Source organism: Gordonia sp. JH63, from assembly GCF_009856645.1.
Classification (GTDB): Bacteria; Actinomycetota; Actinomycetes; order Mycobacteriales; family Mycobacteriaceae; genus Gordonia; species Gordonia hongkongensis.
In genome coordinates this window covers 434,012-448,545 of the sequence record NZ_CP047235.1, presented here as the reverse complement: position 1 = coordinate 448,545, position 14,534 = coordinate 434,012, and the positions used below count along the sequence as shown (strand labels likewise).

Annotated in this window: 13 protein-coding genes; 8 read left to right on the top strand and 5 right to left on the bottom strand. The window is 64.4% G+C overall.

The features are described from left to right. Positions 1-276: 276 nt before the first annotated feature. The 3 genes from GR168_RS01965 to GR168_RS01955 are packed head-to-tail and all read left to right on the top strand — an operon-like array spanning position 277 to position 2,776. The gene (locus tag GR168_RS01965; protein ID WP_159369879.1) at positions 277-1,158 is read left to right on the top strand and encodes a hypothetical protein; all 882 of its coding nucleotides are present in this window, start codon (positions 277-279) and stop codon (positions 1,156-1,158) included. 60 nt (positions 1,159-1,218) lie between these two features. Further along, entirely contained in the window at positions 1,219-1,698 is a 480-nt protein-coding gene (locus tag GR168_RS01960; protein WP_065631191.1) for a hypothetical protein, read from the top strand. 10 nt (positions 1,699-1,708) lie between these two features. Continuing rightward, the gene (locus tag GR168_RS01955) at positions 1,709-2,776 is read left to right on the top strand and encodes an HNH endonuclease (protein WP_159369878.1); all 1,068 of its coding nucleotides are present in this window, start codon (positions 1,709-1,711) and stop codon (positions 2,774-2,776) included. Here GR168_RS01955 and GR168_RS01950 read toward each other — a convergent pair. Further along, positions 2,760-3,419, bottom strand: coding sequence for a hypothetical protein (locus GR168_RS01950; protein ID WP_159369877.1), 660 nt, complete (start codon positions 3,417-3,419; stop codon positions 2,760-2,762). The genes GR168_RS01955 and GR168_RS01950 overlap by 17 nt on opposite strands. 183 nt (positions 3,420-3,602) lie before the next feature. On the opposite strand from GR168_RS01950, the gene GR168_RS01945 reads away from it, so the two are divergent. Further along, complete coding sequence (locus GR168_RS01945) at positions 3,603-3,827, top strand: amphi-Trp domain-containing protein (protein WP_065631193.1); 225 nt, start codon at positions 3,603-3,605, stop codon at positions 3,825-3,827. Positions 3,828-4,081: 254 nt separating this feature from the next. After that, the gene (locus GR168_RS01940; RefSeq protein WP_065631194.1) at positions 4,082-4,600 is read left to right on the top strand and encodes an OsmC family protein; all 519 of its coding nucleotides are present in this window, start codon (positions 4,082-4,084) and stop codon (positions 4,598-4,600) included. Between the two features lie 130 nt (positions 4,601-4,730). On the opposite strand, the gene GR168_RS01935 is transcribed toward GR168_RS01940, so the two are convergent. Further along, entirely contained in the window at positions 4,731-5,276 is a 546-nt protein-coding gene (locus GR168_RS01935; protein ID WP_159369876.1) for a hypothetical protein, read from the bottom strand. A gap of 180 nt (positions 5,277-5,456) precedes the next feature. Between GR168_RS01935 and GR168_RS01930 the strand changes: the two genes are divergently transcribed. Then, a complete protein-coding gene (locus GR168_RS01930; protein ID WP_137810114.1) occupies positions 5,457-6,182 on the top strand; it encodes a GNAT family N-acetyltransferase in 726 nt (241 codons plus the stop codon). A 16-nt stretch (positions 6,183-6,198) separates the two neighbouring features. On the opposite strand, the gene GR168_RS01925 is transcribed toward GR168_RS01930, so the two are convergent. After that, positions 6,199-7,128 carry a hypothetical protein gene (locus GR168_RS01925; RefSeq protein WP_137810115.1) on the bottom strand — a complete coding sequence of 310 codons (930 nt, stop codon included), beginning with the start codon at positions 7,126-7,128 and terminating at the stop codon, positions 6,199-6,201. Between the two features lie 126 nt (positions 7,129-7,254). On the opposite strand from GR168_RS01925, the gene GR168_RS01920 reads away from it, so the two are divergent. Continuing rightward, the gene (locus tag GR168_RS01920) at positions 7,255-8,220 is read left to right on the top strand and encodes a hypothetical protein (protein WP_238994996.1); all 966 of its coding nucleotides are present in this window, start codon (positions 7,255-7,257) and stop codon (positions 8,218-8,220) included. A gap of 13 nt (positions 8,221-8,233) precedes the next feature. Here GR168_RS01920 and GR168_RS01915 read toward each other — a convergent pair whose 3' ends face one another. Then, a complete protein-coding gene (locus tag GR168_RS01915) occupies positions 8,234-11,599 on the bottom strand; it encodes a DEAD/DEAH box helicase (RefSeq protein ID WP_238994995.1) in 3,366 nt (1,121 codons plus the stop codon). A 130-nt stretch (positions 11,600-11,729) separates the two neighbouring features. Here GR168_RS01915 and GR168_RS01910 point away from each other — a divergent pair, with 130 nt between their 5' ends. Beyond that, positions 11,730-13,517, top strand: a complete 1,788-nt coding sequence (locus GR168_RS01910; RefSeq protein ID WP_159369875.1) for a DUF3556 domain-containing protein — start codon at positions 11,730-11,732, stop codon at positions 13,515-13,517. A gap of 28 nt (positions 13,518-13,545) precedes the next feature. On the opposite strand, the gene GR168_RS01905 is transcribed toward GR168_RS01910, so the two are convergent. Further along, a complete protein-coding gene (locus tag GR168_RS01905; protein WP_203235884.1) occupies positions 13,546-14,502 on the bottom strand; it encodes a DMT family transporter in 957 nt (318 codons plus the stop codon). Positions 14,503-14,534 lie beyond the last annotated feature (32 nt).

Genomic DNA, 14,534 nt, shown 5'->3' with positions numbered 1-14,534 from the left:
CCAGGAGGTCGATCGGGGGCATGGGGTCATGATGCCTGGTCCGTCTGACACATCATCGATGTTGGACTGACCGGTGGGTCGTGGTGCTCTCGGTCGAGAGCCTCTCCGCGATGTCCGGCTACAGAGTGTCGGACCTGCGTTCTATCCTGAGGGCGTCAAGTGATCCTGCGCCCGCTACGGCGCGGACCATCTCACCGCTCCCATTCGAGAGCACTCCCCAGCTCGCCCGCGTTCGGGTCCTCGTCGAGGTCGAACGTGGCCGGAAAGGAGACAACCATGGCCAAGGACACCTTCGAGGCAGCCGTAGAAACGGCGTGGGCTCACTTCGAACGCACGCTGACAGCTCGGCTGGCAACGATGGAACTCGACGACATCGTCTTCGTCATGCCGACGGAAAACACCGGCCTCCGCTTCGCTCTGCGATTCGGCCGGCGGAGACACGGGTCATTGCACGCCACCATCGCCTGTGAGACAACCGGTTTGGACGATCTCATTCGAACGTCCGGTTGGCGGAAACGAACTGACGGGCGCTTGACCTGCGAACGGCACCAGGGACCCGCCGCCTTGGCGGAGATCGCCGCGCAGACGCTGCGCGAAGTCTGGAACGTCCCGGATCCCAGCTTCATCTGTGATGTCGGTCGGCCCCGTCCAGACCGGGCGCCGGTGATCGACCCCGAAAATCTCGGACCGGATCGGTTCCGCCTGCTGATCCGCGACGAACTCGCCACCTTCTGCGGCGGGTCCTTCCCCATCCGTTCCGACGCCACCATCGCACTTCCTACAGCGCATTTCACGTCGTCGATCGGCATCTCCCTTGACGCTCCGTGCATCGACATCTTCGGGCACCTCGAATCGGACGTCAGGCGCCCGCGATTCACTCAGGGCCTACTCGACGATCTCGCGGGTGACTACCCCACCGTCGAGTTCGTCCTCGACGGAACCGACCTTTGGGCTGTTCGACGCGTCGACGCCCGCTGCTTCGGACGCGACCATCTGTTCACGGGGCTCTACCAGTGGTTCGACTTCGTCGACAACGGGCTGCCCCGACTCAACGACCGGCTTCACCCGGCCCCACGGTTACAGACCGTTCGACGGGGTAGGCCCGCCGGTGACAGGATCGTCAACCTGCAGCCGCGGCTCCAGCACAACAGTGACTGACGCTCGGGGACTGCGACCCACTCTCAATGTGACAGTTCAATTCTCACCACAGGAGGAACCATGAGCACACCTTCCAAGAAAGTCCTCTACATCGACATGGACAACACTCTCGTCGACTTCGAGTCCGGCATCGCGAAACTGAGCGAGGCCGAGCAGCAGCGGTTCCACGGCGACCTCGATGACGTCCCCGGAATCTTCTCGTTGATGGAGCCGATGCCCGGCGCCATCGAAGCGTTTCACGAATTGTCCGGGCTGTTCGACACCTACATCCTGTCCACCGCACCGTGGGACAATCCGCTGGCCTGGACCGAGAAACTGCTCTGGGTGAAGTTGCATTTCGGTCGAGGCGAAGACTCGCCCGCCTACAAACGCCTGATTCTCTCGCATCACAAGAATCTGAATCTCGGCCATTACATCATCGACGACCGGACCGCGCGTGGGGTCGAGCAATTCCAGGGCGAGCACATCCACTTCGGGCAGCCGGACTACGAGAACTGGGAGAAGGTCGTCGCGCACATGCGTCCGCTGGCAGCGACATAGACTCGACCCCATGTCCGCGCCCGCCGATCCGCTCGAGCTCGGGCAGAAACTCGTGGCGATTCTCGAGGGCGGTAGGCGGACGGCAACGTACAAGCTGGCCGTGCTCGTCGCACTGTTGGACCTCGCAGTCGAGTCGGTTCCCGCCGACGCAAACGCTGAAGTCGACATCAGCCTCGACGACCTGACCGACCGCGTCATCGAACTGTACGCGCGACAGCTGCGACCGCTCGACGGTCACCGACTTCGTCAGTCCACTGACGGTCGCGGAGTCATCTTCAATGTCGTTGCGACTCTGGGTTCGTCCAATGTGGGGCCACGGGTGAGCGGGCTCAGAGTCGGCGGGCCCCACGACTCTGACGCTTATCGAGCCGCACACTCGACAGTCAAACGCACGCTGGTGAGGTACCCGCTGAAACTACTCCAGAACCTGACATCAGGCGACACCAACTCGCGCTTCCTGTACGACGATTCCTGGATGGGGACCGACTCCCGGAAAGTGGTTACCGCACACGGCGACAAGCTGACCTTGTTCCCCGGCGTATGCACGGCGCTCGCCCGCTTGGCACCGCTGCTCAAGCCGGCCTTTCAGCTCGCCTGGATCGACGACGTTCGACGCATGAACAAGTACATCCTCGACGACGGCCCCGATTTAGCGCACCATCTGTTCGGCGCCGACCGCGTATCCCTGCAGCGAGCAGGCGACGCACTGGTCGACGAGTTCGGGGCAGTGTGCTTCTACTGCGGCAACACAATTCGGCGCAACCGGCACGTCGACCACATCCTTCCCTGGTCGCGCGTAAGTATCGACGGACTCACCAACCTTGTGGTGGCCTGCCAGGTGTGCAACTCCAGCAAGTCCGATCGGCTTCCCGCCCCGACCCACGTGAGGCGCGCCCTTGGTCGCGGGAGGCCCACGCTCGACGCCATCGCCAGCGAGATCAACTGGCCGAGCCAGTACGACCGCGTCGTCGCGGCGAGCCGCGGACTCTACGCCACCCAGCCGATCAACACGCCAATCTGGCTGGACCGCAACACGATCACGCTACTGGCGCGGACCGACATCAGCTGGAACGCCTAGGTCCGCGTCTCGGTACACGTGTTCGCTGCGCCTCGGCGAACGTCCCAACCGAGACTCTGTTCCGTGATCCGACGCTCAGACGCCAGGCCGCGACAGCGAATGCTCCTTGACTGAACGTGTTGATCGACTGCTCGATCCACTGCAACGCGACCGTCTGCTCCTGCCCTGCCAACGGCCCCAACGTGTAAGTGCCCACCAGACAGACCACCAGAAACGCCACCGTCGTCACATCTCGGTCGCGCCATGCGTCGCGCGCGAGAGCTGCGTACAGCGCGGTGGCTCCGACGATGACACCGACCAGGTACCGGCCCGCGATATCCGGTACCGCGACGCCGATGGCAGCCGCACCCACTACGGGCGCCGCGAGAGCAATATTGCGGACTCCCCACGCGCTAGCGGCCAGAAGCAGGAACCCGCAACCCATCACAGGGAACAGGGCATCCGCGAGCCTCGGGATGTCCGCGATACCAGTGGCCGACAAGAGCTTCTCCGTCGCCTTGGCAAACCCACCCGCGAAGATCATCGCGGCACCGATGTACGCAAGCGCCGCCCCCAGGCGTCGCGCGACGAGGAAGGCTCCGACCGCACCCAGCACGACCGGCACATAGTCGAACAGTGCGAGCGGCACCGAGACCTGATCCACGGGTGTCACACTCACACCCGAGCTTCCACTGCCGTACGCACGGCGCGTCGTTCACCCATATTATTCAGCATGCTGAACAATATACTGGACGCGTCCACTGCCACCGCATTGAGCTGCGGTGAACTCTCGACTTCGGCACGCGACACGCTTGACCGCGCTCCAGCGGTGGGCTCAGATGGACTGATGAGCGACGAACTGTTCGAGCACAAGACCAAGACACAGCTCACCCGTGAAGAAGCAGCGAAGCGAATTCACGAACTCGCCGACGCGATCGCACGCCACAACGAAGTGTCGTATGTGGAGAACAACAAGACAGTGCGCGTCGACATCCCGGACACGGTGCAGTTGAAGATCGAGATCGAACGGGGCACCGAGGAGTCCGAGCTGGAGATCGAGATCTCCTGGTAGACAGGCGCAGCGTCTGTACTCAACAGTCCGTTGGGTGACCCGGCCACCGGCGAACCTCATCTCGACTCCTGGACTTCGATCGAGGTCTGGCCATCGAGTTGAGGTCTGGCGGTCGCGGGGGTACTGACCCCTGTGGTGCAGGATGCTCCTGGCTGCGACAACATCCAAGTGTTCCGCTCACGGTGATGCAGACTGTCGGCGTACTCAGCTGCGCCCGATAGCTTCGTCGGCAACCAGACCGTCGAAGGAGCACCATGACCGAGACCGCCACCCGCCTCAACGACGTGGACATAGACGCCGTCGGCCAATTGGTCGCAGCGATCCAAGGAGATGCGACCAAGGCACAGACAACGTGGGCCGCGCACGTCCGGTGGACCGGTTCGTTCGCATCCGAGGCCCGTATTCGAAACTTCCCGCCTGTGGCGTCAGATGAGCCCGCCGTCCTCGGTGGCGGCGACACGGCGCCCAACCCGGTCGAGCAGTTGCTCGGCGCCCTGGGCAACTGCCTGGCTGTCGGCTATGCCGCGAACGCCACCACTGCGGGCATCGAACTAAAGGACCTGCGAATCGACCTGAAGGGCGACCTCGACCTGCACGTGTTCCTCGGCCTTGCAGAAGGTCACGCAGGCTTCGAATCCATCACCGCGAGAGTCACACTCGACTCCGACGCACCGCGCGAGAAGCTCGACGAACTGCACGCCAAGGTCCGGGCCAGCTCACCTGTCGGACACACCCTCGGCAACGCGGTGCCAGTGGAGATCGTACTGACCTGAGGACTCCGAAGTTCTCGGACTCGGCGACCGTCTGGTCTACGAGTCGGCTATCGGATTCTCGCGTACCCAACCGGGCGCATCGTCATCCAGTGATCAAACGATCCAACTTCAGACTCTTGGGCTACACCACTTACCGTCTCATCGCCGCGAGGACATCCGAAGCTATCGAAAGGCCCTTCTCGGATTCGATGTTCGGGAAATCCTCGAGAACCTGTCTTCTGAATTCAATCAATTCGCTGTTGGCCTTGCGGCGCGGCGCCCCAGGCGGCAGTTGCGGCGCCATCGGAACGAACAGCGCAAGCAACATGACTACGAAACCGGTCCAGAACAGCGACATTGCGATCGACTCCATTGCAGCGTCGTCGGCTATCACTCCCGCGAGTCCGATACCGCTGCCGGTGAGAGCGAGGATCCCACCCGGAACGAACAGAAGAAGAAACCAACGGGCACGAACACGGGTGGAACTCAGTAGTGCGCCGCGCACGAGCACATCCCTGTACTGGTCGAGCCGAAGACACAGGTTGCCTTCCGGCAGCTTCTCGCTGATCTCTATCAGCAGCATTATTCTCTCCCAGCTCCCCTTGGTAGCCATGTCGCCGCGCGCTTTCACAGTCACAGCAAGCGCGCCGATCAACGCAGTAGCCAATCCGCCGATCAGCGGTATCCATTCAGTCATATGTCGATACTCGCCCAGGGGTCCGACAAAGCCTCGACCTGACGTCCCCTTATCTGGCACCGAGACCTGGATGCGGGTCACGGTGCTGCGTGGGCCAGGACGCCCTGGGTTCGGCGGACGACCCTGAAGTGCGAAGACACCCGAGCACCGGCCCCCACCGCGCGGGCGTATCGTCACCGTGTGACCGACCGCATCACCGACGAACGAACATCCGAACATGGCGTCGCAGGTCACGCGATGCTCGAAAATCCGGCTCTCGCGGCCCTGACCGGACCGCATGCCCACTTCGCGCAGCGCCACGGTGCGGCCCTGCGGTACCACCCCGACGTATGCCCCATGGCGGCTCTGCCCGACTCCCCCACCGCGAAAGACTGGTCGGACGCCGCCCAACTCGTCGGTCCGGGTGGCTCCCTGTTCCTGCCGGTGGTCACGAATCGAGCTCCCGCCGAATGGGATACGACGATGTATCTGCCCGGCGTGCAGATGATCGACGCCGGACTCGACACTCGAGCAGACGACGAAGCCGTGACACTGGCGCACGAGGATGTGCCCGAGATGACCGAACTGGTCCGACTCACGCGCCCTGGCCCGTTCCGGCCGAGGACCATCGAGATGGGCACCTACGTCGGGATCCGACGCAACGGCCGCCTCATCGCGATGGGTGGCGAACGGTTGAGCCCACCGGGATACACCGAGATCAGCGCCGTCTGCACCGATCCCGACCACCGCGGGCACGGACTCGCGTCCCGGCTCGTACTCGACCTGGCGCACCGCATCCGGACACGCGGCGACATCCCGATCCTGCATGCTGATGCCCGCAACGTCGGCGCAATCCGACTGTACGAGCAGCTCGGCTTCGTCGTCCGACGGGAAGTGCTGTTCCAGATCGTCACTGCCCCACAGTGATCACGGTGCCAGAAGCCTACAGTCGATCGCGCCTCAGCGATTTCACCAGCGGCGCAATCTCATCGAGGTAGATCGAGGCCAGCACATCCGATTCGTCGGCCAGGTGCCGCACCCGATCGGCCTCGGCCCGATCCCATTCGGTGGCGACGGCGTGCTCGAAATCGTCGATCTCACCGACACGGTCGAGCCATGCTTGCTTCTCCTGGCGGTGCTGAATCTGCGCGACGATCTGCTCGTACCCGGTGAACGCCTCGAGCCGCCGCACGAGTTCGTCGAGTCGACCCGAAAGGAGGAGCGATTTGTCAGCGAAGGTCGAGACCACTTCCGGGTCGGCGGCCAGGTGTCCAGACGGCGCCTCGCCGAGCAGCGCGAACTGGTCGCGAAGTCCGACGGCCGCGCTCGCGATGGCGGTGACCTCACCGCCCAGGTCGACGCGCACGGAGTGGCGATCGAAGAAGTCGAGACGCCACGCGGGTAGTTCACTGATGCGGTCGGCAACCGCCGCAGTCGTCCACGCGATCTGGCCTATCGGGTCGGATGCGAAGCGGTCGAGTGCGCCGGTGTCGGATCCGACGTCGATCCCCTCGGGCGACCGACCGCACCAGATGTCCAGGGCACGGAGCCTGAACCCGCCGGCACCGGCCTTCCCACAGTCAGTGGAATCGCCGTCCAGTCGCTCGCGGATTGCCTGACACGACTCCCAGCGTCGAGCCTGTGCGAGTCGAAGTGTGTCAGCGAGGTCGCCCAGCGGATCCGCCGGGGATTCCTGAGGCGCCCGCGCCGGGCCCGGATCGCCCGACCGCAACCGTGCCGCCGACCTCCGGGCGCGTCGGTCGTCGCGCATGTCCGTGAACATCGTCGAGAACGCGCCGATGGCCATTCCCAACAAGACGACGAGGGCCGCCGCCATGACCACCACGAAGACGGCAATCACGACGTACATCATCAATCCAGTACACCACGGTTGACGACGAGGTGGCCGATTCCGGTGCAGGACAGCGCACGCCTGAAGATGTCGGACCCCGTGCATACCCTCAAGCCACAACCGACTCCGCGGAGGCCCCCTATTCCTTTGACCATCGACGACGACTGTTTGGACTTCGCATTCCCCGAGGTCCACGCCGAGGCCCGCCTGTCCATCGCAGTGCAGCGAACCCTGCGCGTCCCCGATGACCAGGCCACATACGGTCTACCGCCCGGGCTGGGACGCTTCCACCTCACGAACGCAGGCAGACTTCGAGGCCGGCGTGCCGATTGGTCCGAATCCGACACGCTGCTCCCCATGTGGCAGGCCGAGGCGGCATGGTTTCGCTTCACCTCCACGACCGACTACCCGTTCCTCGTACGCATGTCTGTCGGCGGGATCGATGCGATCACCGGCGAGGATTTCGCGCAGACCGTGGACTTCGACGCCGAGGACTATTTCGAGGTACCCGAACAACCCTGGCTCGACGGTTTCCGCGTCGACGAGAGATCTGTCCGTCAGTTCGTCGCGATGCCACTCGGCTCCGGTTACACCGCCGCGGAGCAGCTCGTCGGGTCCGACGACGGCGCGATACGCATCCAGGTCACACCACTCCGCGCGTCGACATGGAAAGAGCGCCTGGCTGCTCGACGCGCGACACCGGAGCCGCCGGCTGATCTCGGCACCCTGAACTTCTGTCCCGCACCTACATCCGACTCCGCGATGGGCCTCGGCGCGGGTGGGTCGATCACCCAGTCCATCGCCAGTCCGCTCGAACCGCGGGAGAACTGGGCGGTCGGCGACACCATCGAGGCGACCCTGCGGATCGTCAACAGTGACGCATGGCACGATCTCACCGGGTCCGCGCCGCACCATGCTCCGCCGACGATCACCGAGTACCAGCGATACGGCTATCCGTGGTTCGAGTGGTACGACGACTCGCTCGCCCGCCGCGGCGCGTCGAAGCTGTCGGGAGTGAAGACCATCAAGGAGATCGGTGACGGTCTGGGTCAGACACCGCTTCCGGACAATCCCAGCTTCGACCCACCTGAGCCGCACATCGTCGGACCCTAGGCGGCTTCGCTCGTCAGACCCCCGGCGAGCCGCCGAGCAACTCGCGGATGTCGTCGGCGTCGATGGCCGCACCGAACATGTCGCCGTCATCGACGACGGCGTTGAAGAGGTCGCGTTTACGTTCCTGCAGCGCAACCACTTTCTCTTCGATCGTGTTCGCCGACACCAGACGATAGACCGTGACCGGACGAGTCTGACCGATGCGATGGGCGCGGTCCACGGCCTGGGCCTCGGCCGCCGGATTCCACCACGGATCACACACGAAGCAGTAGTCCGCCTCGGTCAGGTTGAGGCCGAAACCGCCGGCCTTGAGGCTGATGAGGAACACCTTCGACGACCCACTTGTGAAACGTTTGACCGCCGCGGAGCGCCGGCGTGCGGTCATCGATCCGTCGAGATAGCTGTAATCGATTCCGACACCGGCGAGCTCGCTTTCCAAGAGTTTCAGAAACCCGGTGAACTGGCTGAAGATCAGGGCGGAATGCCCTTCGGCGATGAGCTCGGGAATCTGCTCGACGAGGAACTCGATCTTGGCCGAGTCGATGTCGGTGTGCTTCTCGTCGACGAGCCCGGCGTGCAGACTCAGTTGCCGGAGCATGGTGAGCGATCGGAAGATCTGGAACCGGTTGCCGTCGAAGTCGTCGAGCAGGCCGAGCACGCTCTGCCGCTCCCGAGTGAGGCGCGTCTGATACAGCTTGTCGTGCTTCGCGTTCAGGCTGATCGACAGTACCTGTTCCTGCTTGGCGGGCAAGTCTGTGGCGACCTGATGCTTCGTGCGCCGCAGCATGATCGGACGGATCCGTCGTCGTAGCAACGCCAACCGCCCGGGCTCCGTGCCACTTTCGATCGGTTTGCGGAAGTACGACGTGAAGGTCTTCGCCGACGGGAACAGACCCGGCACGGTCAACGCCATCAGCGACCACAGTTCCATCAGGTTGTTCTCCAGCGGCGTGCCGGTGATCGCGATCTTGACCTCGGCATCAAGACGGCGAGCGCACTGATGAGCTTTGCTGGCGTGGTTCTTGACGAACTGTGCCTCGTCGAAGAACACGGCCGCCCAACTGGCCGATGTGAACTCGTCGATCCCGATGCGCATCAGCGCGTACGAGGTGACGACCAGTTGCGCTCCCGCGATACGATCGGCGAACGCGATCTTCGCCCGTCCGCTCGTCTCGGTCACCGTTGCAATCCTCAAACCTGGTACGAACCGTTCTGCTTCGACCGCCCAGTTCGAGATCACGCTCGTCGGTGCGACCACGAGAAAGCGAGCCTGCGGTTCCTCCTCGATGACCTTCGCAATCAGCGCGAGGGACTGGAGGGTCTTGCCCAGCCCCATGTCGTCGGCGAGCACTCCGCCGATTCTGTTCTCCCACAGGAAGTTCAGCCAGTCGAGGCCAGCCCTCTGATAGTCACGCAAGTCCGCACGCAGCCCGGTCGGCACCGGACAAGGCGCCGGCGGTGTCGCGGCGGCCAGACGACGCAACTGCTCGCGCCACTTCGTGAGATCGTCGTCGGCCGTCCCGAGTTCGAGCAGCTCGTCCCACAGAGTGGCGTTGTGCGTATCCCGGCGGACCCGCCCGCGGTCGAGTTCACCCAGTGCGCGGGCCTCGGCCACCAGTTCGGCCAGGCGTTGCAGCTCCGGGGTGTCGAGCACGAAATAGGCCCCGTCGGGCAACAGCATGTGTGTCGCTCCGTTCGACAACGCCGTCAGCACCTGGTGCAGCGGCACTGCGACGCCGTCGACCTCGACGGTGATCGACAGGCCGAGCCAGTCGTTGTCATCGGACCGTTCGGCACCGAAACCGATCTCGGGGACGACCTCGGCGGCACGGTAGTCGGGGAGCTCGCCGACGATCTCCACCTCGATCCCGTCAGCCCGCAGCTCCGGGGCGACCTCGGTGACGAACCGCGCAGTGTCGACGGGCGAGTAACGGTAGCGGCGGGTCAGGAGCGCAACCGATGCCGATGCGAGAGCCTTGTCGCGACTCATCTCGGCGAGTTCCGGATCGTCTGCGAACTTGCTGCCCGGAAATCCGGCGACCTGAATCTGCCATCGATCACACACCCGAGCCGCAGCTTCGAGGTGGCCACGGAGTTGCTTCCACAGGCGACGTTCGGCCACGTCGTCACCGAACCCAGAGCTCTGCCCGGACGGGAAGAATCGTCTGCTCCCGTTCACGCGGTAGACGACACCCCACTCGAGGTGCGCGCCGCCATCGTCGGCGACCCGAAGCGTGACTGCCGCGTCGGGACCGGTGATCTCGGGTCGGGTCACGGCGCCATCGGCCACGGTCACGGACATCCGACCGGCGAGGTCGGGGAGGACCTCGTCGGCGAACTCCGCGATGTCGGTATCGGGAATCCTGATCGTCCCGGCGTCGAGCAGTGCCCGGAGGGCTTTCGACGTCCCGTCGTCGACGAGCGGCGCCAGGAACATCGTGCCGCCTCGTACCAGGCTCGCTCCGTGAGGTACCGAGCCGAACAGCATCAAAGCGTCATCCGCAGACGGCCCGACGGTCGGGAAGTCGACACCGCCGGACACCACGAGACCCTCGTCGTCGCGATCGACGGTCAACGCGGCCGACGCGGGTGGAAGCAACTCGACCTTTTTCGCGCCCGTCGACTTGTGCGCCACCAGTACGACACCATCGTCGACCGCCGCCCGTAGAGCGGTCCAGATCTCGGCGGACGCCTGGTCCAATCGGTGAACCTGGGAGGTCCCGTACAGGTGTTTGTCCCCGGCGCAAAGGTGGACGGCACGGACTCGTGCCAGGTGAACGGGGTCGAAGTGCTCAGCCGGATGGTCGGTGGTGGACCTGTAGTACTCGGTCACATGTCCCGGCTCGATGGAACTCCACGTGATCCCCGTGCGTACCCAGTTGCCCTTCTTGCCGGGGGTCACCAGGCGCAATGTCACCGTCTTCAGGCTCATCCACTCGGGATCGTCGATCTCGACGAGCAGTCCGATGGGAGCCGATCCCGGCTCTTTCGGGGTGGCACCGGCGACGAGGTCGCCCAGTAACGTCCGCCACGGCGCTGATGCATGCCCAACGTGTTGAGGCAACGCACCGAGGAGTCCTGCACGCATCACCCCCAGCGCCAGAGCAACGGCGTGCTTGCAGTTGGCACCGACCGGACAGTCGCATTCAGCGACGTCGACCACGTATCCGCGGGCGCCCTCACTGAACTCGATCTCGAGTGAGTACAGTTCGCCACTCGAACCGACGCAGGTCCCGGTCGCCGACATGGATAACGGGTCCCAGTCTTCGAGAGCTACGCGTCCCTGCTGTGCGTATGCGGCACCTCGGCCTATCGTCGCGACGTCGAAATACACGAGCAGGCTCGACTCCGAGGGCGATAATTGATCGAACGCTGCCACACGACGAGGCTAGGCGATTCTGCCGGCGGCGGGTTCCAACGTCTGCACCGAATCGGATGTCATCCACGTTTCTCCACAGGGTCACCGAATCGGCACCAAGCAAGCACTTGGTTTGTTAGGTTCTCGGTCGATGGGATTCCTGAAGCAGACCACGCCGGAGATCGACTTCCCGACCTGGAGTCAGGGCACACGCGCGGAGAAGATCAAGCCGATGGCGCGGCACTGGGCCGAGGTCGGGTTCGGGACACCGGTGGCGCTGCACCTGTTCTACGTCGGCAAGATCCTCCTCTACGTCCTTGTCGGCTGGGTCGTCGTGATCAGCACACCCGGGATCGACGGCTTCTTCGACGTCACCGACTGGTACAACGAGCCGATCGTCTTCCAGAAGGTCGTGCTCTACACGATGCTGTTCGAGGTCGTCGGTCTGGGATGCGGGTTCGGTCCGCTGAACAACCGGTTCTTCCCGCCGCTGGGTTCGATCCTCTACTGGCTACGTCCGAAGACGATCCGGCAGCCACCATGGCCGCGGATCCCGTTGACTGCCGGTGATTCCCGTAACCCGGTCGACGTCATCCTCTATGGCGCCCTGCTCGCCTTGCTGGTCATAGCGCTGTTCAGTCCGGGTAGCGGCGCGATCCCGGAGCTGGACACCACCGTCGGCGTCCTCCCCAACTGGCAGATCTGGGCCGTCCTGGGTGTGCTCGCGGCGATCGGCCTGCGTGACAAGACCGTCTTCCTCGCGGCGCGCGGTGAGGTCTACGGCGCGTTCACCGTGGCGTTCCTCTTCAGCGGGGTCGACATGATCATCGCCGCGAAGCTGGTCTTCCTCTGCATCTGGCTCGGGGCAGCGACGTCGAAGTTGAACAAGCACTTCCCCTTCGTCATCGCGACGATGATGTCCAACAACCCGATCTGGCGTTCCCCGAAGATCAAACGGAAGTTTTTCGAGGACTTTCCCGACGACCTGCGGCCGGGCCGTCGATCACGATGGATCGCGCACTTCTCCACTGCGGTCGAAGGACTCGTGCCGCTCGTCCTGTTCTTCTCCCACGGCGGGTGGGTGACCGCGGTGGCGGCGACGATCATGCTGATCTTCCATTTCGGCATCTTGTCGTCGATCCCGATGGGCGTCCCGCTGGAGTGGAACGTCTTCATGATGTTCGGCATCCTGGCGATCTTCGTGGGACACCCCGACATCGGACTCGCCGATCTCCAATCCCCCTGGCCGATAGTGCTCTTCGCAGTGTCCGCCGGTACGGTGATCGTCGGAAACCTGATGCCGCGGAAGGTTTCGTTCCTACCGGGCATGCGCTACTACGCCGGGAACTGGGACACCGGCCTGTGGTGCATCAAGCCGTCCGCGTCGGCGAAGATCGAACAGGGCATCGTCGCCATCGCGTCGATGCCGGCCGCGCAGCTCGAACGCTTCTACGGCAGTCCCGAAGCGGCCCAGATCCCTCTCTACATGGGATACGCGTTCCGCTCGTTCAACAGTCACGGTCGGGCGCTGTTCACGTTGGCGCACCGAGCGATGGCCGGCGCCGGAAGCGGAGCGAGCGGGCCGGATGAGAACGGCGTCGCGGAGTCGGAGTATGTACTGACCGACGGCGAACGAATCTGCAGCACAGCGATGGGATGGAACTTCGGCGACGGGCATCTCTCCAACGAGCAGCTCATCGAATCCTTGCAGCGGCGTTGTCATTTCGAGCCCGGGGAGGTCCGGATCGTACTGCTCGACGCGCAGCCGATCCACCGTCAGACGCAGGAGTACCGCCTCGTCGACCCGGCGGTCGGCGAGTTCGAACGCGGCTACGTGCGCGTTGCGGATCTCGTCACCCGGCAACCGTGGGACGACCAGGTTCCCGTCACGGTGACCTGGCGCGCCGACGGGGTTCGGGCGGACGATCCCACCGGGTGAGTCGGGGCGATATGGCCCGCCAGGCGGATCACAGTGCCCCCACAGCTTCGGCAGCCCGACGCCGATCACGCACCTTGGTCGACGACTCCGCCCGATTCACGACCCAGGTGGCGCCACCCGCCATGGCGAGCCCGAGAGCCGTTGCCCAGCCGAAGTATTCGTCGTACATCGCGGTGCCCCACACCGCGGTGACGGGCGGCATCAGGAACATCAGCGTGTTCACCGAGGTGACGCCGGACCGTCGTAGGAGTATCCAGTACAGCCCGTAACCGCCGAGCGTCGACAGGATCGACAGCCAGGCGATCGCCAGCCAGAAGGTGCGGTCGGCCGGCGGCACCGCCGCTCCAGCGAGAAGGCCTGCCGCGGTGAAGATCACCGCGGAGACGCCGCAGTGGATCGCCAGGATGACCATGGGTGACGGCGGGTCGACGATGCGTCGTTCGAGGAAGGTGGCGGCAACCAGCGCGGCCATGCCGAGTAGCGGCACGAGGTACGCCCACCACGGCGCGTCCGCCGACGACGTCGCGTCCGACCAGGTGACCAGTACAACCCCGGCCGCCCCGACGAGCAGCCCCCACCACTGTCGTCGGTGGGTGACCGCCCCGAGCAACGGACCTGCCAGTGCGGCGACGACGAGCGGTTGGACACCGTCGATCAGTGCGGTCGTCCCGGTACTGACGCCGAGTGCGATCGCCCAGTACACCGTGACCGTGTAGCCGGCTTGCGAGAGCGCACCGATGGCGACCTGGGAACCGATCGCTCGCCCGGACATCGGCGCGAGGCCACGCCGACGCCACCGGAAGTACACCGCGACCCCGAGTACGACCGCGACCACCAGGAAGCGCCACATGAGGACCGTGAGAACGGGCGCCTCACCGGCGCCCAGCTTCGCGCCGATGAAACCCGACGACCAACAGACGACGAACACCGCCGACATGACAACTGTCACCCATCGCGCAGGTATACCGATCTGTGAAGTTTGCATGCAGCCGACCTTACCGATCGGTGTAGTCTTTG